The sequence below is a fragment of the Rhizobium sp. TRM96647 genome (genome assembly GCF_025780115.1).
Taxonomy (GTDB): Bacteria; Pseudomonadota; Alphaproteobacteria; order Rhizobiales; family Rhizobiaceae; genus Mycoplana.
In genome coordinates, this window is sequence record NZ_JAOXHF010000002.1 from 436,598 (window position 1) to 458,538 (window position 21,941).

The following is a 21,941-nucleotide window of genomic DNA, read 5'->3' on the forward strand; positions in this document are numbered from 1 at the left end:
GCGAGACCTTCGGCCTGAAGGTCTCGCGAGCCTAAGTATCCGCCTGTCCGGCCTCGCTCGGCGGACGCATGATGTCGAGCAGGATTCGGCGATAGAGCATCTGCAGGCGATCCTGGTCGATTTCGAGGACGTCCTGTACCCGCAAGGCGCCATGGTACTTGAAGGGCCGGATCTCCCCGGCGTGCAGACGATCGTTCCTGGAAAACTGAAATCCGAAGGCATCCTTCAACATGGCGATGTCGGGCGCGGCCGCAGCGGCGATTGCCGCACGAACGCCCGGCTTCAGCTTCGGCTTGCCGAAGTAGTTCTTGCCGCCGAGGTCCGCTTCCGCCTTCCTGATGGCCTTGATGAAGTCTTTGGTTTCCCGGTTGGAGACGTTGTTCACCTCCGGAAAGAAGTCCTTCCGGAACGCCTGCAGGATCGCCGTGCCCTCGGGCGAAAGTCCGATATTGGTGGAACTGGGAACGTCGTCGAGCTCCACGCCGACATAGGAACGCACGAAGTCCGTCACCGCATCTCCTTCCGCCAGGAGGTCGCGGTCAAATTCGCGGAGCACGACTTCGCCGAAGGGCGCGAAGGCTTCGATCCTCGGTGAATACGGCACATAGACGGTCTGGGGCAGCCGGTGCGAAGCCTTGATCGCCTGTTGCAGCAAGGAAGGGTAGAGATCGTACGGATTCCTCAGATAGCATACGACGGTGGTCTTTGGCGTCCCGGCCGCGTCCAAGATCGCCTGTCGAAATCCCTCGTGGTCGCGGGTGTTGAGCAATTGCTCTCCCGAAAGGATGATCTTGCGGGGCTTGTGCTTTTCAACCTGTCGGCCGAAATCGCGCCAGGCCTTGCGCGCCTTTGCCAGCGCCTTGTCCCCCCTGCCCAGCTTCTGCCAGAACTCCCTGGGAACGCGGCCGTTCGAATAGGGTATCGCCAGCAGGGAGTGCCGGTCGAAACCAAGGCAGCGCGGGTATAGGATGCCGTTGTCCAGCAGGTGCTTGCGGTTCAGATGCAGAGCTTTCTGGATCGAGGATGTGCCGGTCTTGGCTCCCCCGATGTGAAGAACAAGTTCCATTCCCGACCTTCCCTAGCGTCCCGGTCCCCGTCAGGTGCCTCCCTCGGTCAGCGGCACCACTTCAATATGCAGGGAAACCAGAAGGCTCCCACACTACGCCTCTGCCACATCTGGCAGGTAGAGTTCAAGGGTCGCGCAACGTGAAGTGGTATGAGGGGACGAAAAAGAGGCTGCAGCGGTCAGGACGGACGTGGCTTGGGGAGCGGAACGTCCGCGGCCTTGTCGTCGGCCCAGGTCCTGATCGCGTGCACCTGTGCGGGGATCTGATCGCGCAGATAGGTTTCATGGCCCGGAAGGCCCATCGGGTAGAGGGCGTCCCGGCTCGCCTCGTAGGCCGCGCTCTTGTCGGTGCAGAGGCGGATGCGCATGTCCTGCGGGGCGACGTCGGTGCGGTTTCGCAGCTTGTCCACGGGTCCGGCAGCGGAAGACAGGCGGCCTTCGAAGGCCTGCGTCAGATATTGCGCGGAGCGTTCGTTGCGTTCGCGTTCCGTGGTCGCGCCCAGGATGACCACCATGACGCGCTTTCCGTTGCGCGTGGCAAGCCCGACGAAGTTTCGTCCGGAGGCGCACAGGAATCCGGTCTTCATCCCGATGGTGCCGCTGAAGCGGGTCAGAAGCAGGTTGTTGGACTTGATTTCCTTGCCGTCGATCGTGACGGCCGAGGCCAGGAAGAAGCGCCGGTATTCGGGAAACGTCCGGTCCACCTCCAGTCCGAGGATCGCCAGATCGCGTGCCGTCGAATAGGTGTTCCGGTCGAACAGGCCGTTCGGATTGGCGAAATGGGTGCCGGTAAGACGGAGGCGCGCTGCCGTGTCGTTCATGCGCCGGACGAAGGACGCCTCGTCGGTGGACACCGCCTCCGCAAGCGCGACCGCGACGTCGTTCGCCGAAGCGGTGATCAGGGCGTAGAGCGCATCTTCGAGCGTCATCGCGCGACCGACGGTCAGGCCCGACTCCAGAAACGCCTGTTTCATCGCATTGCGCGACATGGTGACCGGCGTCGTCAGGCTCACCTCGCCGGATCGAAGGGCCTCGAACACCACGAGAGCCGTCATCAGCTTGGCCGTCGAGGCCGGATACCACTGCACGTCGGCATCCTCCTGATGGAGCACCTGGCGGCTGTCGGCGTCCACGACGAGCACGGGCGTCGCATTTGCCGGCATCCACGCAAGGAGGGATGCGGTCAATACAAGCCCTTTTAACGCTCGTCCGGCCATGCGGGTTTTCATCATGTCTCGGTCTCCGGAAGGAAGACGTCCTAATGCCACGATGCTTGATGCGAGCACAAGCACTTGCTGCACGCGAGGCGCGTTCGCAGGATGAAGCCTGCCCGGTGGTCCGGCCAAAGAAATGCCGCCTGCAACGTCGGCGCTGCAGGCGGTTTCTTGTCGATCTTCAGGCGAGGGGCCGCACCTGCGGCCCGGCCAAAGCGTTCCGGAACGTCCGCCTACTCGTCGAGGTCGGCGAGGATCTCGGCGGCGCGGCCGGCGCTGGTGTGGCGCACGTCCGCGTCGTGGCGGCGATTGGCGAAGATCTCGGTCGCCATCAGTCTGTCGGCGAGATCGGCCGGCAGCGACAGGATCACCCGCTCGTCGTCCTTGTGGATGCCGCCTAGCTCGGAATGCCGGCCGGTGATCATCCCGCCGGCGACGGTGTTGTGCGTGTCGGGATCGATCAGGATGAAGGCGCCGGTCGTGCGGTTCTGCTCGTAGGTGTCGAAGATCGCCTGCTCGTCGAAGGACAGCGCCACCTTGCCGATGGCGTTCATCGCAAGCCTGTCGGTCGCGGTCCAGTGGCCGTTCTTCAGGTCGAGCTGGCTTGCCGGCGCGACGCTGACGCGCTGGCGGCGGCTGCCGCTCTTCAGCCAGTAGCGCTTGCCCGGCTCGATGCCTTCCGGCTGCAGGGCGACGATCTGGGCATCGAAGCTGCGGCCGGTCATCGGCTGGCTGTCGATCGAGACGATCATGTCGCCGCGCGAGACGTCGACCTGCCGGTCGAGGACGAGGGTGATGGCGTCGCCGCCGACCGCGGCATTGCGCACGAGGTCGAAGGTGACGATCTGCTTGACGTTGGCGACCATGCCGGAGGGAACGACGACGACGCTGTCGCCGGGCTTGACCGCGCCGCCGGCAACCGTGCCCTGGTAGCCGCGGAAGCTTTCGCCCGGGCGCGAGACGCGCTGGACGGGCAGGCGGAAGCCGACCGTCTGGTTGGAGCGGGCGGTTGCCTTCTCCAGCGTCTCGACCAGCGTCGGACCCTCGTACCACGGCATGGAGGCGCGGCCGTCATAGACGACGTTCTCGCCCTTCAGCGCCGAGACCGGGATCGCGGTGATCTGCTTGACGCCGAGCGACAGCGCCAATTCCCTGAATTCGTGGCTGATCTCCTCGAAGCGGGCGCGGTCGTAGCCGGTCAGGTCGATCTTGTTGACGGCGAGCACGAACTGGCGGATGCCCATCAGCGTCGCGATCGTAGCGTGCCGGCGCGTCTGCTCCAGGATGCCGGTGCGGGCATCGACGAGCAGCACGGCGAGATCGGCGGTCGAGGCTCCGGTCGCCATGTTGCGGGTATACTGCTCGTGGCCGGGCGTGTCGGCGACGATGAAGGAGCGCCGGTCGGTCGAGAAATAGCGGTAGGCGACGTCAATGGTGATGCCCTGTTCGCGCTCGGCCTGCAGGCCGTCGAGCAGAAGCGCGAAATCGGGCAGGCCGAGATCGTTCTGCTTGCCGGAGGAATCGCGCGCGAGCGTGGCGGCCTGGTCTTCCTTGACCGCCTTGGTATCCCAGAGCAGGCGGCCGATCAGCGTCGACTTGCCGTCATCCACGCTGCCGCAGGTGATGAGCCGCAGCGGGCGCGAATCGCGCGTGACGCGCTCGGTCTCGACGGCCGGGAAGGCGCTGACGGTTGCAGTTGCCGATGCGGTCATTTCAGAAATACCCTTCGCGCTTCTTCTTTTCCATGGAGCCGGACTGGTCGCGGTCGATCGCGCGGCCCTGGCGTTCGGAGACGGTTGCGGTTTCCAGCTCGGTGATGATGTCGTCGAGCGTCGTCGCAGTCGAGCGGATCGCGCCCGTCAGCGGGAAGCAGCCGAGCGTGCGGAAGCGGATGACGCCCTCCTGCTTCGTTTCGCCGGGCAGAAGCTCCAGCCGCGGGTCCTCGGCGAGGATCATCATGCCGTCGCGCTCCACGAAGGGGCGCTTTTCGGCGAAGTAGAGCGGCACGATCGGGATGTTCTCGGCCTGGATGTAGCGCCAGATGTCGACCTCGGTCCAGTTCGACAGCGGGAAGGCGCGCACGCTCTCGCCGCGGTTGATCATGCCGTTATAGATGTTCCACAGTTCCGGGCGCTGGTTGCGCGGGTCCCAGCGGTGGTCGGGGGTGCGGAACGAATAGATGCGCTCCTTGGCGCGCGAGGCCTCCTCGTCGCGCCGCGCGCCGCCGAAGGCCGCGTCGTATTTGCCGGCGTCGAGCGCCTGGCGCAGCGCCTCGGTCTTCATGATGTCGGTGTAACGGGCCGAGCCGTGGGTGAACGGCGTGACGTTCTCGGCAGCGCCGCGCGGGTTGACGTGCTCGATCAGGTCGAGGTCGTAGCGCTTCACGATCTCGTCGCGGAAGGCGATCATCTCGGCGAACTTCCAGCCCGTGTTGACGTGCAGCAGCGGGAAGGGGACGCGGCCGGGATGGAAGGCCTTGCGGGCGAGATGCAGAAGGACCGACGAATCCTTGCCGATCGAATAGAGCATCACCGGCCGTTCGAACTCGGCGGCAACCTCGCGGAAGATGTGGATGGCCTCGTTTTCGAGCGCCTTGAGATGGGGATCGAGCGGCGGCTTGGATGCGGCGGCACCCTTGGCTTCCGCCTCGTTGCGGATATCGGACATTCTCTGACGGTCTCCGGAAATCTGTTCGGCCGGGGAAGGGGCCTTAGAGCGAACTGGAATTGAGCGAAGGGATGGCGGCTTCGGGAACGTGGAGACCGCATTCGCGCTTCTCGTCGTTTTCCCACCACCAGCGGCCGGCGCGCTCGGGCTCGCCCGGCTTGATGGCACGGGTGCACGGCTCGCAGCCGATCGAGGGATAGCCGCGCGCATGCAGGGGGTTCACCGGCACGGCGTTGTCGGCGACGTAGGCCTTGATCGTGTCGAGGTCCCAGTCGGCAAGGGGGTTCACCTTGATCAGGTTGCGCTCGGCGTCGTACTCGGCAAAGGGCGTCTCCGCCCGGTTGCCGGACTGGCCGCGGCGCAGGCCGGTGATCCAGAAGGATGCCCCTTCGAGCGCACGCGCAAGCGGCTTCAGCTTGCGCGCGCCACAACAGGCGTGCCTGGCTTCGACGCTTTCATAGAAGCCGTTCAGGCCGTACTGGGCGATGTAGGCGTCCAGGTCGTCCTTCTGCGGGTGGAAGCGGGTGATCTCGATGCCGAAGCGCTCCTCGGTCTCGCCGATCAGATCCGACGTCTCCTTGAAGAGGCGGCCGGTCTCGAGCGTGGCGACGTCGATCGGCAGGCGGTTCAGGCCGATCTCGGCGGTGATCACCTGGTCCTCGATGCCGAGGCTGGTGGTGAAGACGGTGCGGCCGCCGAGGCCTGCGACGAGCGCGAGCCGCCCGGCGAGGTCGAGTTCGGCCAGTTGTTCGTTGAGCGTCCTGGCGGCGCTGTGTTCCGTCATTGCAGTCATGGAAAAGACCCTGTCCAAAGTTGGCCGGATTATCGCAGGCGGGCTCCGGGGCGGACAGAAAAACGGATTTCCATTCGTTCTGGCTTAGAGCAAATATCTCTCTATCTCGCGCCGATGACAGAAATCCTGCCGCCCCGCAGTCGCGGCCGTCCCTTCGGCGGAGGGGCTTCCCCAAGGCCTCGCAGGAGTGCCGCCGGGCCAGCTTCCGGGCGGCGATCGGATCGTCACGGGACCATGGCCGCCCGATGCGGCGGCTTCCGCAGGCGTGGTTTCTGGCCTAAGGTGGCGGGGTCCGTGCCGCGGCAATGCGCGTTCTGCGGGCCGGGAGGCGGTGGAAAACCCGCTTCTGCCCGGCCAATTCGGTGCCGGTCGCGTTTCGCGTCGCGGCGTTTTTGCGGCAGAAGCATGTCGCCGGGCCCCCCGGCCACGGGAACGATTTTGCAGTCCGAAGCGCCGCAGGGAACCACTTTTGCGAAGTCCGCCTTCAATGTTGACTTACTCTACTGACTAGATAGAGTTTGTTCACAAACCGAAGAGGGAGTGGAAAATGTCCATAATTTCCAAACGCTTGAGCGCAGTCGTCCTGGGCCTCGGCCTGGCTGCCGGCAGCCTCACCGCCGCCTGGGCGCAAACGACACTGCTGAATGTGTCCTACGATCCGACCCGTGAACTCTACAAGCAGTACAACACCGCCTTCATCGCCCACTGGAAGGCCGAGACCGGCGAAGACGTCTCGATCCAGCAGTCGCATGGCGGTTCCGGCAAGCAGGCCCGCTCCGTCATCGACGGTCTGGAGGCCGACGTCGTGACGCTGGCGCTCGAGGCCGACATCGACGCCATTGCCGAGCACTCCAAGAAGATCCCGGAAAACTGGCGCACGCTGCTTCCGAACAAGTCGACGCCCTATTCGTCGACGATCGTCTTCCTCGTCCGCAAGGGCAATCCGAAGGGCATCAAGGACTGGGGCGACCTGATCAAGGACGACATCCAGGTGATCACGCCGAACCCGAAGACGTCCGGCGGCGCGCGCTGGAACTTCCTTGCCGCCTGGGCCTGGGCCGAGAAGGAATTCGGCGGCGACAAGGCCAAGGTGACCGAATACGTCACCACGCTGTTCAAGCACGTTCCGGTTCTCGACACCGGCGCGCGCGGCTCCACCACCACCTTCGTCGAGCGCGGCATCGGCGACGTGCTGCTGGCCTGGGAGAACGAGGCCTGGCTGGCGCTCGAGGAACTCGGCCCTGAGGAATTCGAGATTGTCGCCCCGTCGATCTCCGTCTACGCCGAGCCGCCGGTGGCCGTGGTCAAGGGCAATGCCGAGGCCAAGGGCACGGAAAAGCTTGCCAACGCCTATCTCGAGTATCTTTATAGCAAGGACGGCCAGAATCTCGCGGCCAAGAACTTCTACCGCCCGTCGGATCCGTCCATCGTCGATCCGGCGCTGCTGGAGAAGTTTCCGAAGCTGGAACTCGTGACGATCGAGGCCTTCGGCGGATGGAAGAAGGCGCAGCCCGAATTCTTCGGTGACGGCGGCATCTTCGACCAGGTCTACAAGCCCGGCAACTGAGACCGAGGGGAACCGATTAACACATGACATCCGCCCGCAGCGCTGCGCGGTGGCACTGGAAAAACCCGAGCGTCATTCCGGGATTCGGACTGACGCTCGGGTTTACTCTGGCCTACCTGACGCTCATCATCCTCATTCCGCTGGCCGCTCTCGCCTGGCGTTCGGCTTCTCTCGGGTGGACCGATTTTCTCCGCCTCGTCCTCGATCCCCGCACGCTGGCGGCACTCAGGATCTCGTTTTCGACCGCGCTGATCGCCGCCGTCGTCAACGTCGTCTTCGGCGTCGTCGCCGCCTGGGTACTGGTGCGCTACAATTTCCCCGGCCGCCGCATCGTCGACGCGGTCGTCGACCTGCCGTTCGCGATCCCGACCGCCGTCGCCGGCATCGCGCTGACGGCGATCTATGCGCCGAACGGCCTGATCGGCAGCCTGCTCGCACCGCTCGGCATCAAGGTGGCCTATTCGCCGCTCGGCATCGTCGTGGCGCTGATCGCGATCGGCCTGCCCTTCGTCGTGCGCACGGTGCAGCCAGTCATGCAGGAGATCAGCCAGGAGGTGGAGGAAGCCGCGGCCTCGCTCGGCGCCAGCCGCTTCCAGACGATCTTCCGCGTCATCCTGCCCGGCCTGACACCGGCGATCCTCACCGGCTTCGCGCTGGCACTCGCCCGCGGCATCGGCGAATACGGCTCCGTCATCTTCATCGCCGGCAACATTCCCTTCGTCTCGGAGATCGCGCCGCTTCTGATCGTCATCCGGCTGGAGGAGTTCGACTATGGCGCGGCGACGGTGATCGCGACCGTCATGCTGATCATCTCGTTTCTGATGCTGTTCCTCATCAATTTCATCCAGGCCTGGAGCAGGCGGAGGTTCGGCTATGAGCAATGAGCGCTTCAAGAACCCGATCACCGAAAGCGCGCCCGTCCGCTGGATGCTGATCGCAGCCGTTCTCGCCTTCCTCTCTCTCTTCGTCCTCACGCCGCTGGTGATCGTCTTCACCGAGGCCTTCAGCAAGGGCTGGGAGGAATATATTCTGGCCCTGCAGGAGCCAGACGCCGTGAAGGCGATCAGGCTGACGCTGCTGGTCGCCGCCATCGCCGTTCCCGCAAACCTTCTCTTCGGCCTCGCCGCTTCCTGGGCGATCGCCAAGTTCGAGTTTCGCGGAAAGTCGTTCCTGATCACGCTGATCGACCTGCCGTTCTCGGTTTCCCCGGTCATCTCCGGCCTGGTCTACGTGCTGCTGTTCGGCGCCAATTCCTTCCTGGGGCCGATCCTGAAGTCGTATGGCATGCAGATCGTCTTCGCCGTGCCCGGCATCGTGCTGGCGACGATCTTCGTCACCTTTCCCTTCGTCGCCCGCGAACTGATCCCGCTGATGCAGGACCAGGGCACCGGCGACGAGGAGGCGGCGATCTCGCTCGGCGCCAACGGCTGGCAGACCTTCTGGTACGTCACCCTGCCGAACGTCAAATGGGCGCTTCTCTACGGCGTGCTGCTCTGCAACGCCCGCGCCATGGGCGAATTCGGGGCCGTCTCGGTCGTTTCTGGCCATATCCGCGGCCTGACAAACACCATGCCGCTGCATGTCGAGATCCTCTACAACGACTACAACGTGGTCGGCGCCTTCGCCGTCGCATCGCTTCTGGCGCTCCTGGCGCTGCTGACGCTCGTGCTTCGCACAGTCCTTGAAACCCGCTACGGTTCCGAACTGTCGGCCGGCCAGAAACACTGAGAAGAACAGATCGCACATGGAAATTCGCGTTGAAAAGATCCGCAAGGAATTCGACCTCTACCCCGCTCTGCACGACGTCTCGCTGAAGATCGAATCGGGCGAACTGATCGCCTTGCTCGGCCCCTCCGGGTCGGGCAAGACGACGCTTTTGCGCCTGATCGCCGGCCTCGAACAGCCGACCCAGGGCCGCATCTTCTTCGGCAACGAGGACGCCTCCTACCGGTCGGTGCAGGAACGGAACGTCGGCTTCGTGTTCCAGCACTATGCCCTGTTCCGCCACATGAGCGTGCTCGACAACGTTGCCTTCGGCCTCAAGGTCCGCCCCAAGGGGCAGCGCCCGCCCAAGGCCGAGATCCGCCGCCGCGCGCTGGAGCTGCTCGATATGGTGCAGCTGACCGGCCTGGAGAAGCGCTTCCCCAACCAGCTCTCCGGCGGCCAGCGCCAGCGCGTGGCGCTCGCCCGCGCCATGGCGATCGAGCCGAAGGTGCTCCTCCTCGACGAGCCGTTCGGCGCGCTCGATGCCAAGGTGCGCAAGGAACTGCGCCGCTGGCTGCGCGAGTTCCACGACCGCACTGGTCACACCACCGTCTTCGTCACCCACGACCAGGAAGAAGCGCTGGAACTCGCCGACCGCGTCGTCGTCATGAGCCAGGGCAAGATCGAGCAGGTCGGCTCGTCGGACGACGTCTACGACCGCCCGAATTCGCCCTTCGTCTTTTCCTTCATCGGCGAAAGCGCCAACCTGCCGGTCAGGGTCGAGGGCGGCGTGGTGCATTTCCATGGCGCCCCGACCGGGCTGACGGCGCAGCGCGACGGCGAGGCGCGCCTGTTCTTCCGCCCGCAGGACGTCGCGCTGATCGAGGAGGGGCCGGGCATGACCGGACCTGTCACCTCCAGCCGCCGCCTCGCCGGCACCCGCATCGCCGAGATCGAACTCGGCTCTTCCCAGGAGCCCTGTCACGTCGAGATCGAGGTGCCGCTGGAAGCGGCCGCCTCGAACGGTTCGATCCTGTCCTTCCGCCCGACCCGCTGGAAGCTGTTCTACTGACGGCCTTGCCGGCCGCCGGAGGCGGCGGCCCGCAAGGACTTCCGCCTCCGCCGTCAGTCCCCGGCCGGCACCGTTCACGTGCCCGGGGGCAACCGATCAAGCAATGGTGATCCCGTTCGCCTTCCAGTGGAGGTACGCTACCTATGGTCCCAGCCATCGGAAGGAAAGGAACGCGCCATGCACCTGAGGAACGCCGTGTTCACGGCGGGCGCCGCCGCCGTCGTCTTCGCCGCCACCGCAGCGCTCGCCCATCACGGGTGGGGCTGGGCCGAGGAAGAGCAGACCGAACTGACCGGCACGATCCGCACGGTCACCATCGCCCCGCCGCATCCTTCGCTGGAGGTGGAGACGACGAGCGACGGTCTGTGGAAGATCGAGCTTGGCAATCCGCGCCAGACGCAGCGGGCGGGCTTCGTCGAGGGCTCGGCCAAGCCGGGCGACGAGGTCGTCGTGCTCGGCAACCGTTCGCTCGACCAGGGCGAGAAGCGGATGAAGGCCGTTCGTATCACCGTCAACGGCAAGGTCTTCGACATCTATCCCGACCGGATCCGGACGAACTAGGCGGCGCGCATGCAGGCGCTGGACTGGCTCCCGGGCTGGATCGCGGGATCCGCACTCGCGACGGCCCTGAAGGGATCGGCGACGCTGTACCTCTTCGTCAACGCGGCGCACATCCTGTCGATCGGCATGCTGTTCGGGGCGATCCTGGCGCTGGACCTGCGGCTGCTCGGGCTGGCGCGGCCGGTCCCGCTTGCGGCCGTGGCGCCCTACCTGTCGCGGATCGCCGCCACCGGCCTCGCGCTCGCCATCGCGACCGGCCTCTGCCTGTTCTCGGTCCGGCCGGCCGAATACGCGGCCAACCCCGCCTTCCTCGCCAAGCTCGGCCTGATCGCGCTCGGTCTCGTCAACGTCGCAGCCGTCCATCTCGGCTCTGGCTGGAAGACCGTGCTGGAAGGCGGCGCGCCGGGCCCCATGCTCCGCCTCGGCGCCACCGCCTCGCTCCTTGTCTGGATTGCCGCCGTCGTCGCCGGCCGCTGGATCGGCTTTCTCTGACCGGCTTGATCGCAACCCCGCCCTCGGCCATACTGCATCGCAATTGCAACGCAAGAGGTGCCGCCATGCCGACCGGGTCCGCGAAGACCGCCACCATTCCATCGCTGCGCGTCGAACCCGAGCTGCGCGCGGCCGCCGAGAGCGTGCTGAAGGAGGGCGAGACGCTGTCCTCCTTCGTGGAGAGCTCGCTGCGGCGGCAGGTCGAGTACCGCAAGACGCAGGCGGAGTTCATCGCCCGCGGGCTGGCCTCGCTGGCCGAGGCCGAGCGGACAGGCGTGTATTACACGACCGACGATGTCCTTTCGATGATGAGGAGGAAGCTTGAAGCGGCGAAGGCCGCGAAGCGGAAATGAAGTACCGGCTTCGCTATACCGAAGAAGCCTTGGAGGATTTCGACAGACTGTATGACTTCCTGATCGCCTATGACGTCGCTCTCGCCGAGAGGGCTTCCTCGGCAATCCAGTCCGCCCTCGCAATGCTTACCGAATTCCCGTTCAGTTGCCGCAAGGCGCAAGGCGATCCGCTGCTGCGCGAGCTCCTGGTACCCTTCGGGTCTTCGGGTTACGTCGTCCTCTTCAGGATCGAAGACGCCAGGACGGTGACGATCGCCGCCGTCCGCCACCAGCGCGAGGACGACTACCACTGATCGCCCTCGCCATCCCTTGCCTTACCTGTCGCTCGTCTCCCAGCGCGGATTGATCCACGGCTCCTGGTTGGAGCGGGGCAGGGGCTGCTTGCCGAGGATGTGATCGGCAGCCTTCTCGCCGGTCATGATCGAGGGGCCGTTGAGGTTGCCGTAGGTCACATGCGGGAAGATCGACGAGTCCGCCACCCGCAGGGCCTCGACACCGATCACCTTCGTCTCCGGGTCGACCACGGCGAGCGGGTCGTTCCTGTCGCCCATCCGGCAGGTGCCGCAGGGGTGATAGGCGCTCTCCAGGTGCTCGCGCAGGAAGGTATCGATCTCTTCGTCGCTCTGGACGCTCTCGCCCGGCTGGATCTCCGGGCCGCGATAGGGATCGAAGGCCTTCTGGCCGAAGATTTCGCGCGTCAGCCGCACGCAGTGGCGGAACTTCTCCCAGTCCTCCGGATGGCTCATGTAGTTGAAGCGGATGACGGGATCGGCCATCGGATCAGCCGACCGCAAGGTCACGTTGCCGCGCGACTTCGACAGGTTGTAGCCGACATGCACCTGGAAGCCGTGGCTCTTCGCCGCCGCCTTGCCGTCATAGGAGATGGCGACGGGCAGGAAGTGGTACTGGATATCCGGCTGCCTGACGCCCGGGGCCGAGCGCAGGAAGGCGCAGGCCTCGAACTGGTTGGAGGCGCCGAGCCCGCCCTTGGACAGAAGCCATTGCGCGCCCGCCACCCCCTGCCAGAACCAGGGCAGCCAGGAATAAAGCGACACCGGCTTGGTCGAGACCTGCTGGAAATAGAACTCCATGTGGTCCTGCAGGTTGGCGCCGACGCCCGGCCGGTCGACCTTCACCTCGATGCCCATGTCCTTCAGGTGCTGCGCCGGGCCGATGCCCGACAGCATCAGCAGCTTCGGCGAGTTGAACGAGGAGGCAGAGACGATCACCTCGCGGTTTGCCCGCACCACCTCGATCCTGCCGCCGCGCTCGATCTCCACGCCGACGGCCCGGCCGTTCTCGATCACGATCTTCCGGGCAAAGCAGCGCACCAGTTCGACGTTCGGTCGCTTCATCGCCGGCCTGAGATAGGCATTCGCCGCCGACCAGCGCCGTCCCTGCCAGACGGTCTGCTCCATCAGCCCGAAGCCTTCCTGCTTGGAGCCGTTATAGTCGTCGGTGAGCTCGAAGCCGGCCTCCTTGCCGGCCTCGACGAAGGCGCGGAACAGCGGGTTCCTCACCGGCCCGCGCCGGACATGCAGCGGCCCGTCGGTGCCGCGCCAGCCCTCTTCGCCGCCATGGCTGTGTTCCATCCGCTTGTAGTAGGGCAGCACGTCGGCATAGGCCCAGCCGCGCGCGCCGAGCGCTTCCCAGCGGTTGAAGTCCTCCGCATGGCCGCGCACATAGACCAGTCCGTTGATCGACGACGACCCGCCGATCACCTTGCCGCGCGGTGCGGTGATCCTGCGATTGTTCAGGTTCGGCTCCGGTTCGGACAGATAGCCCCAGTTGTAGCGCTTCATGCTCATCGGCCAGGCAAGCGCTGCCGGCATCTGGATGAACGGCCCGATGTCGGAACCGCCATATTCCAGCACCATGACGCTATGCTTGCCGTCCTCGGAGAGGCGGTAGGCGAGGGCGGAACCGGCCGAACCGGAGCCGATGATGATGAAGTCTGCCTGCTGCATGGTCTGATCCTAAAAGTTCAATTGCCCCTCATCCGGCTGCCGCCACCTTCACCCCGTAAACGGGGAGAAGGGAGACGCCGCGCCGTATCCGTCCCTCGCGAACGCCGCCTGGGGCTACGTCCCCTCTCCCCGCTTGCGGGGAGAGGGTTAGGGTGAGGGGCGTCGCCCGCAGGCGCACATCATCTCAATACGGCGCCTCGACAGGCCCCATCGCCACGTACACCGTCTTCAGCTCCGAATAGTGCTGCAACGCCGCCAGCGAATTCTCGCGGCCGAAGCCCGACTGCTTCGAGCCGCCGAAGGGGATCTCGACCGGGCAGAGGTTGTAGGTGTTGATCCACAGCGTCCCCGCCTCCAGCCTGTCGACCACGCGGTGGGCGCGGGTGATGTCGGATGTGAAGACGCCGCCGGAGAGGCCGAATTCGGTGGCGTTGCCGCGGGCGATCACCTCGTCCTCGTGGTCGAAGTCGAGCACGCACATGACCGGCCCGAAGATCTCTTCGCGCGCGATCGTCATCTCGTCGGTGACGTCGGAAAAGACGGTCGGCTGGATGTAGGTGCCCTCGCCGGAAACGTGGTTCGGAATGCCGCCGCCGGTGAGGAGCGTCGCGCCCTCGGCCTTGCCCTTTTCGATATAGTCCAGCACCTTGTCGCGCTGCGCCTTCGACACCATCGGGCCGAGTTGCGTCGCCTCGTCCAGCGGCTCGCCGATGACGATCTTCTCCGTCCGCTCCTTCAGCCGCGCCAGGAATTTCTCCTTGATGCCCTTCTGCACGAAAACGCGGGTGCCGTTCGAGCAGACCTGCCCGGTCGAATAGAAATTGCCGAGCATCGCGCCCCCGATGGCGCTTTCGAGATCGGCGTCGTCGAAGACGATCAGCGGCGACTTGCCGCCGAGCTCCATCGTCACGTGCTTCAGCGACGACGCTGCCGCCCCCGCCACCTTCTTGCCGGTCGGTACCGATCCCGTCAGCGACACCTTGGCGACGTCAGGGTGCTCGACCAGCAGGGGCCCCGTCGTCCGGTCCCCCTGGATGACGTTGAACAGCCCCTTCGGCAGGCCGGCCTCGATCAGGATCTCGGCGATGGCCAGTGCGCCGAGCGGCGTATTCTCCGACGGCTTGAACACCATGGCGTTGCCGCAGACGAGCGCCGGAGCCGCCTTCCAGCAGGCGATCTGCTGCGGATAGTTCCAGGCGCCGATGCCGACGCAGACACCGAGCGGCACACGCTTGGTGATGGCGAAATCCTGGCCCAGCGGAATATAATCGCCGTTCAACCCGGCCGCCGCGATCCCGCCGAAGAATTCGAGGCTGTCGGCGCCCGAGGTCGGATCGGCGACGATCGTCTCCTGGATCGGCTTGCCGGTGTCGAGCGTCTCCAGTTCGGAAAGCGCGCGATTCCGCTCGCGCATGATCTCGGCGGCACGCTTGAGGATGCGTCCGCGCGCGGTCGGGCTCATCGCCGCCCAATCCTTCTGCGCCCGCTTCGCAGAGGCGATCGCCTTCTCGATGATCGCAGGCGTTGCCGCATGCAGCTTGGCGATCACCTCGCCGGTGGCGGGATAGAGGCTTTCGAACGGCGTGCCGGCGGTGTCCTCGACATATGCGCCGTCGATGAAGTGGCTGGCTTTCGGCTGGGCTCTCATCTCATTCTCCCCGCGGGTAGCGTTTGGATTCCTCAAGATTGTCGAGGTTCATGTGGTTGCGCATGTAGCGCTCGGAGGCCTTTTGCAGCGGCTGGTGGTCCCAGGGGTAGTAGGCGCCGTTGCGCAGCGCCTCGTAGACGACCCAGCGCCGCGCCTGGCTTTCGCGCACCGCCTGGTCGAAGGCCACCATGTCCCAGCGGGCCTCGCGCATCTGCCTGAACGCCTCCAGTGTCGCCCGGATGACGGGATTGTCCGAGGTCGCGAGATTGTTCAGCTCCAGTGGGTCGGCGGAAAGGTCGTAGAGCTGTTCCGGGTCGAGTTCGCAGTGGATGTATTTCCACTTGCCCTCGCGAATGCCGACGATCGGCGCGTAGGAGGCTTCCGCCGCATATTCCATCAGAACAGGCGTCGTCCGCTCCGCCCCGTTGATGACGGGCACGAGGCTTTCGCCGTCCGTCCACGGCATCACCTCTTCCATCGAGATCCCGGCGAGATCGCAGAGCGTCGGCGTCACGTCGAGGTTGGAGACGGGGCTTGTGTGCAGGCCGGGGGCGACGCCGGGGCCGGCGATCATCAGCGGCACCCGCGCCGAGCCCTCGAAGAAGGTCATCTTGAACCACAGCCCGCGCTCGCCGAGCATGTCGCCGTGGTCGGAGCAGAACAGGACGAGTGTGTCATCGAGCATCCGCGTCCGCTCGAGCGTGTCGACCAGTTCGCCGACCTTGTCGTCGAGATAGGAGATGTTGGCGAAATAGGCCCGGCGCGAGCGGCGGACGTCCTCCTCGGTGATCGACATGCCCGCATAGTCGCAGGACTGCAGGATGCGCTGCGAATGCGGGTCCTGCGTCTCCAGCATGCCGATTTCGGGCGTCAGGTGCGCGCAATCCTCGTAGAGGTCCCAGTATTTCTTCCGCGCCACATAGGGGTCGTGCGGATGGGTGAAGGAGACGGTGAGGCACCAGGGGCGGCGGGCCTCGTCGTCGTTCTCGCGGGCGAGGTGATAGAGCTTCTGGTTGGCGAGGAAGGCGACCTCGTCGTCATACTCCATCTGGTTGGTGATCTCGGCGACGCCCGCGCCGGTCACCGAGCCCATGTTGTGGTACCACCAGTCGATGCGCTCGCCGGGCTTGCGGTAGTCCGGCGTCCAGCCGAAATCGGCCGGGTAGATGTCGGTCGTCAGCCGCTCCTCGAAGCCGTGCAACTGGTCGGGGCCGACGAAGTGCATCTTGCCCGAGAGCGCCGTGTAGTAGCCGGCCCGGCGCAGGTGATGGGCGAAGGTCGGGATCGAGGAGACGTATTCGGCGGCGTTGTCGTAGACGCGCGTACGGCTCGGCAGCTGCCCGGCCATGAACGAGGCACGCGCAGGCGCGCAGAGCGGCGAGGAGGTGTAGTTGTTGGCAAACCGCGCCGAGCGCTTCGCCAGCGCCTTGATATGCGGGGCATGCAGAAACGCCGCCGGCCCGTCCGGAAACAGCTTTCCGTTCAACTGGTCGACCATGATGATCAGGATATTGGGCTTTCTGGCGGTCACGGGGTGCGGTTCCTTGGGGTGAGGGAGATCGTGGCGGATGCGGCGCGCACCCTACCTCCCCCTTGAGGAGGGAGGTCGCCGCGCAGCGGCGGGTGGGGGTGATCCTGCGACAGGCCGGGCCGTGCGTGGGTTTGGACACCCCCCTCTGTCCTGCCGGACATCTCCCCCTCAAGGGGGGAGATCGGACGGGGGCGATGCCTTGCCCGAAACGAGCCTTGTGATCCTTGCCGATACGTCTCGTCTATCGCATGCGTCGCGGGTGAACTATGACCGCGCCGTCTTGCCGATCTCCCCCCTTGAGGGGGAGATGCCCGGCAGGGCAGAGGGGGGTGGTACATGTCCTCAGCCATCGCCGCCAACCTCGCCATGACCTTGAAATACCCGCAACTGCGCCTCCAGGTAGTCCTCGGTCAGCGCGATCGATGCGGCCGCACTGATCGGGGCGGCCCTGAGGCCCTGGCGGATGTAGAGCCCGTCGATCATGGCGGCGGCCCCTTCGGCGATGCGGACGGCGTCCTCGCGCGGGCAGAGCGTGGCAAGCCGGGCGACGAGGTTCGAGCGCAGGCGCCGGGCATAGAGCACGAGCAGCCGCCGGGTTTCCTCCGATCGCTGCGCCTCGGCATAGAAGGCGAGCCAGGCGGCGATCGTCTCGGGCGCGAATTGGTCGGCGTGGAAACTGACGCGGATGATCGCCGACAGCTTCTCGCGCGGCGTGTGAACGGCCTGGACGGCTTTCACCGCATCGTCGCGCAATTGCTGGAGAAGGTTCCGGATCGTGGCGAGCAGCAATTGCTCCTTGGAACCGAAATAGTGGTGCGCCAGCGCCGGCGAGACGCCGGCATGGCGGGCGATCTCCGACATGGTGACGGCCAGAGAGCCGTGGTCTCCGACCGCCTTCAGCGTCGCATCCATCAGCGCCCTGCGGCGCACCGGTTCCATTCCGACTTTCGGCAAGGCCTGTCTCCCTTTGCCGCAATGTTATTTTTAATTGATTGGCCAATCAATAAAAATCTGATCGTTACCGGCGCGTATCCCGCAGGCGATGACAACCGCCGATTTCGTGATACTATCGAATTGTTTTGTTTCAGCTATCGGGGGGTCGTCATGGCTGTGCATTCGTCAATACCGCGTCTTTCGGAAGTGCGCGGCAAGTGGGGCTGGTTCGTCGCCCTCGGCTTCGCGCTCCTCGTCTTCGGCTTCATCGCCGCGGGCAACCTTCTCTGGGCCACCGCCGTCACCGTCTATTATGTCGGCATGCTGATGATCGTCGGCGGCGCCGTCTATCTCGCCCATGCCTTCCAGGTGAAGGCGTGGAAGGACACGATCTACTGGGTGCTGAGCGCGCTGCTCTACCTGGCCGCCGGCGTGCTCGCCTTCAGCAATCCCATGCTCACCGCCAAGGTGCTGACGCTGCTCATGGCCTGGGCGCTGATCATCTCCGGCCTGTTCCGCATCTGGGTGGCGATGCGCGCCCGCCAGGAGGGCGGCTGGGGCTGGCTGCTGGCAGGCGGCATCGTGACCGCGCTCGCCGGCCTCGTCTTCCTGATCGGCTGGCCGGTGAACAGCCTGTGGCTGCTCGGCCTGTTTCTCGCCTTCGATCTCGCCATGCAGGGCTGGGCCCTGATCGGCTTCGGCCTGGCGCTGCGCAAGGCATAGGACTTCCGGCGGCGCTGCCGTTTGACAGCGCCGCCGCATCCGCGATAGGAATTTTGCGTGTGATGGGGATGGAGCTCCCCGACAACCGCCATAACGGCTGATAGCTCCTGCCAGAGGCGTACCGGAAGGTCGCCCGGTGCAGGCCTGCGACCAGCAGCCGCTCTTGGGTGGTTTCCGTTGCCGCCACATCGTGGAAAGGTGACGACATGAACTATCTCATCGTGTTTCTCGGGGCAGGGGTCGGCGGCGCCGGCCGCCATGGCGTCAATGTGCTTGCCGCGCGCCTGTTCGGCAGCGGCTTTCCGCTGGGAACGCTGATCGTCAACATCCTCGGCTGCATGGCGATGGGCCTGCTCGCCGGCTATTTCGCCTTTCGCGGCCACCTGCCGCAGGAAGCCCGGCTGTTTTTGACCACCGGCATCCTCGGCGGCTTCACCACGTTCTCCGCCTTCGCCCTCGATTCCGCCGTGCTGTGGGAGCGCGGCAATATCGGCCACGCGCTCGTCTACGTGCTTTCGAGCGTGGTGCTTTCGCTCGCAGCCGTCGCGGCCGGCCTGTTTCTCGCACGCCTCGTCCCGGTGAGCCTGACGTGAAGCCGCTCCTGCTTTCCTGGCAGTTCTGGGCAATCGGCTCGGCGGTCTTCGCGGCGCTGACGGCGATCTTTGCCAAGGTCGGCATCGAGGGTGTCGGGTCCGATTTCGCCACCTTCATCCGCACGCTCGTCATCCTCGTCTCGATCGCCTTCATCCTGCAGGTGACGGGCGGCTGGCAGGCGCCCTCGACCGTATCGCCGAAAAGCTGGCTGTTCCTCGTCCTCTCCGGCCTTGCGACCGGCGCGTCGTGGCTCTGCTATTTCCGCGCACTCAAGCTTGCAGACGCCTCCCGGGTCGCCCCCGTCGACAAGCTGAGCGTGGTTCTGGTGGCGGCGTTCGCGGCGATCTTCCTCGGCGAACGCCTCTCGCCGGCGCATTGGCTGGCGGTCTGCATGATCGCCGCCGGCGCCATCATGCTGACGCTTCGCATTTGAAGGAAACTTTACTTAACCCTTTGCAGTCATTGAAGTTTCATCAAACTGTCACGTGGCATAAAGGGAATGTTCAGATTCGATACAGAAGAGTCGGGCCGCAATGTGATGACCCGGAGCTTCCGATCCATGTCCGCCGCCGAAATGATCTCACTGCGCCGCTTCGGCGACGATCAGATTGTCACGCTTGCCAAGCTCGTGATCGAGACGGCGTTCCAGCCGATCGTGGAGACGGCCTCGGGCGCGGTGTTCGGCTATGAATCCCTCATGCGCGGCCACGACCGGCTCGGCTTTGCCTCGCCGCTCGATCTTCTCGACCGGGCGCACGAGGCCGGGCAGTTGCTGGCGCTGGAGCACATGGTCAACAGCCGGGCGCTCGCGGCCTTCGCCGCCCTGCCGGACTTCGCCAGCCGCACCCTGTTCGTCAACCTCGATTCCCGCCTCGTCACCGACGCCTCCGACGTCGTCGACCGCCTGTCGGGCCACCTGAAACGGGCCGGTATCCCGGCCTCCTCCATCTGCTTCGAGATCTCGGAGCGCTTCGACAACGGCAGCATGCCCGAGTTCGGCACCCTGATCGCGCGCCTGCGCCAGGAAGGCTTCAAGCTCGCCATCGACGATTTCGGCGCCGGCCACAGCGGCATGAAGGCGCTGTGCGACCACCCGTTTGACTATCTCAAGATCGACCGGCACTTCATGTCCGGCCTCGACACGGATGCCCGCAAGCGCCATCTGGTCAAGAGCACGGTCAACCTCGCCCATGTGCTGGGCATCCGGGTGATCGCCGAGGGCGTGGAGACGGAAGCGGAGTTCGTCGCCTGCCGCGATTGCGGCTGCGATCTGGTGCAGGGCTGGTACATCGCCCGCCCGCAGACCGACATGTCCGCCCTGCAGTCGGTCTATGCGCCGGTGGCGCGCGCGGCGACCGGCCGGCGCAGTTCGGCCTCGCTCGACAGCATCCTCATCCGCCGCCAGATCGAGCACCTGCCGGCCGTCCACGAGGGCGACAGCCTGGAATCCGTCTTCGAGCTCTTCCGCCGGGATCCGCGGCGCACCTTCTTCCCGGTGCTCAACGCCAATGACGAGCCGCGCGGCATCCTGCACGAATACCATGTCCGCGAACTCAGCTACCATCCGTTCGGCCGCGATCTGCTGAAGAACAAGATCTACCAGAAGAGCCTGTCGCATTTCTCCACCATGGCGCCCGTCGCCGATCTCGAGACCCCGGCCGAGCAACTGCTCTCCATCTTCGCCGACATGGGTGGCAGCGAATGCGTGATCCTGACGGAGAACATGCGCTACGCCGGCATCCTCAGCGCCTCCTCGCTCCTGAAGATCATCAGCGAGAAGCAATTGAAGAATGCCGAGGACCAGAACCCGCTGAGCGGGCTTCCCGGCAATCGCTCGATCCACGACTACCTGCAGGACCGGACGCTCGACGGCGACCAGCTGCGCTGCTTCTGCTATTTCGACTTCGACAACTTCAAGCCGTTCAACGACCATTACGGCTTCCAGATGGGCGACCGCGCCATCCTGCAGTTCGCCTCGCTGCTGCGCCGTCACTTCATCGGCGAGGACGTGTTCATCGGCCATCTCGGCGGCGACGATTTCTTCGCCGGCGTCTCCGGTCGGGACGTCGGCGCCGTGCGCGAACTGATCGAGCGCCTGCTCGGCGATTTCGCCCACGAAGCCCGGCAGCTCTATGCGCCGGCGGACCTGCTCGCCGGCGTGATCCGCGGCCACGACCGCGACGGAAACGAGCGCAATTTTCCGCTGATGCGCTGCTCGGCGGTGGTGCTGGTCGTTCCCGAGGAGGAACTGGTCGCAGATCCGCAGCAGATCAGCGCCCGCATCGCCACGCTCAAGGGACAGGCGAAGACGAGCAAGGACGGGATCGTCCTCTTCGGCGCCGGTCCGCACGTCGCCGGATGAGTGTATGACACGAAGGAAGGGCGGGCCCGGCCACGGACCCGCCCTCTTTCGGCCGGCCAGCGGTACACACACAGCGCTGGTGCGGCCTATCCTGAGCGGTCCATGTAGGGTCGGGGCAGACCGCTCAAGCCTGCGGATGTCACTGCAGGATCCTTCCTGCGGAAATTACTGCAGGATCTTCACAGTCTTGGCTTCATGCTTTTTCCCGACCATGTCGTAGGCGATCGATACCTTCTCGCCGGCCTTGATGCCGGGGTCCTTGAAGCCCTTCGGCAGCATGTAGCTCGTGCCGTCCGACAGCGTCAGCGTCTGCGCTGCCGGGCTGAAGGCCTTGACTGTCCCGGTCGTCGTCTGGGCTGCCAGAGCAACGGCCGGAGCGGTGAGAACGGTCACGATCGCGAGGTTGGAAAGAAGAACACGCATGAGACTTGTCCCTGGGTAATCTGCCCTGGGAGAGGGCATTGGATGAAGCCGTCCGGAAGGCGTCGCGTCGCGGCGAAAACCGCCGGCGCTTCCCGGCTTCGAGCAGAACGTTATGCCCGGCGGAAGGGCACTTCAAATTAAAGATAATTAATCCGGCAAGCCCATGAAATGTCGCTATTTCAATGGTTTGTGGCAAATTGTGGCGGCATTCCAGATGACCGAAATTTAATGTTCCGGGGGCGCGGGCCCGTCTCTGCGGCTGTCTTGGCCG

22 protein-coding genes and 1 riboswitch are annotated in these 21,941 nt (G+C 65.2%); of the genes, 12 read left to right on the forward strand and 10 right to left on the reverse strand.

What is annotated here, in order from left to right:
• Window positions 1–31: 31 nt before the first annotated feature.
• From OCK02_RS05040 to OCK02_RS05060, 5 genes are all read right to left on the reverse strand, one after another.
• Window positions 32–1,066, reverse strand: coding sequence for a hypothetical protein (locus OCK02_RS05040; protein ID WP_263811850.1), 1,035 nt, complete (start codon window positions 1,064–1,066; stop codon window positions 32–34).
• A 179-nt stretch (window positions 1,067–1,245) separates the two neighbouring features.
• Window positions 1,246–2,253, reverse strand: a complete 1,008-nt coding sequence (locus OCK02_RS05045) for a D-alanyl-D-alanine carboxypeptidase family protein (protein WP_263811851.1) — start codon at window positions 2,251–2,253, stop codon at window positions 1,246–1,248.
• Between the two features lie 260 nt (window positions 2,254–2,513).
• Window positions 2,514–3,992, reverse strand: a complete 1,479-nt coding sequence (gene cysN, locus OCK02_RS05050) for a sulfate adenylyltransferase subunit CysN (RefSeq protein WP_263811852.1) — start codon at window positions 3,990–3,992, stop codon at window positions 2,514–2,516.
• Between the two features lies 1 nt (window position 3,993).
• On the reverse strand, window positions 3,994–4,947 hold the full coding sequence (cysD, locus tag OCK02_RS05055) for a sulfate adenylyltransferase subunit CysD (protein ID WP_230803013.1): 954 nt from the start codon (window positions 4,945–4,947) through the stop codon (window positions 3,994–3,996).
• 43 nt (window positions 4,948–4,990) lie between these two features.
• Window positions 4,991–5,740: a phosphoadenylyl-sulfate reductase gene (locus tag OCK02_RS05060; RefSeq protein WP_230803014.1), complete on the reverse strand. Its 750-nt coding sequence runs from the start codon at window positions 5,738–5,740 to the stop codon at window positions 4,991–4,993.
• Window positions 5,741–6,287: 547 nt separating this feature from the next.
• On the opposite strand from OCK02_RS05060, the gene OCK02_RS05065 reads away from it, so the two are divergent.
• The 8 genes from OCK02_RS05065 (at window position 6,288) to OCK02_RS05100 (ending at window position 11,782) form a co-directional block, all read left to right on the forward strand.
• Window positions 6,288–7,307 (forward strand): sulfate ABC transporter substrate-binding protein, encoded by a 1,020-nt coding sequence (locus tag OCK02_RS05065; RefSeq protein WP_263811853.1) that lies wholly within the window; start codon window positions 6,288–6,290, stop codon window positions 7,305–7,307.
• 23 nt (window positions 7,308–7,330) lie between these two features.
• Window positions 7,331–8,191, forward strand: coding sequence for a sulfate ABC transporter permease subunit CysT (gene cysT / locus OCK02_RS05070; RefSeq protein ID WP_230803016.1), 861 nt, complete (start codon window positions 7,331–7,333; stop codon window positions 8,189–8,191).
• Window positions 8,181–9,035, forward strand: coding sequence for a sulfate ABC transporter permease subunit CysW (gene cysW, locus OCK02_RS05075; protein WP_263811854.1), 855 nt, complete (start codon window positions 8,181–8,183; stop codon window positions 9,033–9,035). The genes cysT and cysW overlap by 11 nt, the downstream gene beginning before the upstream one ends.
• Window positions 9,036–9,051: 16 nt before the next feature.
• On the forward strand, window positions 9,052–10,083 hold the full coding sequence (locus tag OCK02_RS05080) for a sulfate/molybdate ABC transporter ATP-binding protein (protein WP_230803018.1): 1,032 nt from the start codon (window positions 9,052–9,054) through the stop codon (window positions 10,081–10,083).
• Window positions 10,084–10,260: 177 nt separating this feature from the next.
• The gene (locus OCK02_RS05085; RefSeq protein ID WP_263811855.1) at window positions 10,261–10,644 is read left to right on the forward strand and encodes a DUF6152 family protein; all 384 of its coding nucleotides are present in this window, start codon (window positions 10,261–10,263) and stop codon (window positions 10,642–10,644) included.
• Window positions 10,645–10,653: 9 nt separating this feature from the next.
• A complete protein-coding gene (locus tag OCK02_RS05090; protein WP_263811856.1) occupies window positions 10,654–11,136 on the forward strand; it encodes a DUF6644 family protein in 483 nt (160 codons plus the stop codon).
• A gap of 65 nt (window positions 11,137–11,201) precedes the next feature.
• Entirely contained in the window at window positions 11,202–11,489 is a 288-nt protein-coding gene (locus tag OCK02_RS05095) for a YlcI/YnfO family protein (RefSeq protein WP_263811857.1), read from the forward strand.
• Entirely contained in the window at window positions 11,486–11,782 is a 297-nt protein-coding gene (locus tag OCK02_RS05100; protein ID WP_263811858.1) for a type II toxin-antitoxin system RelE/ParE family toxin, read from the forward strand. The genes OCK02_RS05095 and OCK02_RS05100 overlap by 4 nt, the downstream gene beginning before the upstream one ends.
• 21 nt (window positions 11,783–11,803) lie before the next feature.
• On the opposite strand, the gene betA is transcribed toward OCK02_RS05100, so the two are convergent.
• From betA to betI, 4 genes are all read right to left on the reverse strand, one after another.
• On the reverse strand, window positions 11,804–13,456 hold the full coding sequence (betA, locus tag OCK02_RS05105) for a choline dehydrogenase (protein ID WP_263811859.1): 1,653 nt from the start codon (window positions 13,454–13,456) through the stop codon (window positions 11,804–11,806).
• Window positions 13,457–13,640: 184 nt separating this feature from the next.
• Complete coding sequence (gene betB / locus OCK02_RS05110) at window positions 13,641–15,104, reverse strand: betaine-aldehyde dehydrogenase (protein WP_263811860.1); 1,464 nt, start codon at window positions 15,102–15,104, stop codon at window positions 13,641–13,643.
• Between the two features lies 1 nt (window position 15,105).
• Complete coding sequence (gene betC, locus OCK02_RS05115; RefSeq protein WP_263811861.1) at window positions 15,106–16,635, reverse strand: choline-sulfatase; 1,530 nt, start codon at window positions 16,633–16,635, stop codon at window positions 15,106–15,108.
• Window positions 16,636–16,977: 342 nt separating this feature from the next.
• Complete coding sequence (gene betI, locus OCK02_RS05120; RefSeq protein ID WP_263811862.1) at window positions 16,978–17,589, reverse strand: transcriptional regulator BetI; 612 nt, start codon at window positions 17,587–17,589, stop codon at window positions 16,978–16,980.
• 150 nt (window positions 17,590–17,739) lie between these two features.
• Here betI and OCK02_RS05125 point away from each other — a divergent pair, with 150 nt between their 5' ends.
• The 4 genes from OCK02_RS05125 to OCK02_RS05140 all read left to right on the forward strand — a co-directional run bounded on the left by OCK02_RS05125 (window position 17,740) and on the right by OCK02_RS05140 (window position 21,247).
• Complete coding sequence (locus tag OCK02_RS05125; RefSeq protein WP_263811863.1) at window positions 17,740–18,291, forward strand: HdeD family acid-resistance protein; 552 nt, start codon at window positions 17,740–17,742, stop codon at window positions 18,289–18,291.
• 55 nt (window positions 18,292–18,346) lie between these two features.
• Window positions 18,347–18,408: riboswitch (Fluoride riboswitch) on the forward strand.
• Window positions 18,409–18,497: 89 nt separating this feature from the next.
• Window positions 18,498–18,884 carry a fluoride efflux transporter CrcB gene (crcB, locus tag OCK02_RS05130; RefSeq protein WP_263811864.1) on the forward strand — a complete coding sequence of 129 codons (387 nt, stop codon included), beginning with the start codon at window positions 18,498–18,500 and terminating at the stop codon, window positions 18,882–18,884.
• Window positions 18,881–19,318, forward strand: coding sequence for an EamA family transporter (locus tag OCK02_RS05135; protein ID WP_263811865.1), 438 nt, complete (start codon window positions 18,881–18,883; stop codon window positions 19,316–19,318). Before crcB ends, OCK02_RS05135 begins: the two co-directional genes overlap by 4 nt.
• A gap of 126 nt (window positions 19,319–19,444) precedes the next feature.
• The gene (locus OCK02_RS05140) at window positions 19,445–21,247 is read left to right on the forward strand and encodes a bifunctional diguanylate cyclase/phosphodiesterase (protein WP_263811866.1); all 1,803 of its coding nucleotides are present in this window, start codon (window positions 19,445–19,447) and stop codon (window positions 21,245–21,247) included.
• Between the two features lie 165 nt (window positions 21,248–21,412).
• On the opposite strand, the gene OCK02_RS05145 is transcribed toward OCK02_RS05140, so the two are convergent.
• The gene (locus OCK02_RS05145) at window positions 21,413–21,670 is read right to left on the reverse strand and encodes a DUF1344 domain-containing protein (RefSeq protein ID WP_230803031.1); all 258 of its coding nucleotides are present in this window, start codon (window positions 21,668–21,670) and stop codon (window positions 21,413–21,415) included.
• Window positions 21,671–21,941: the final 271 nt, after the last annotated feature.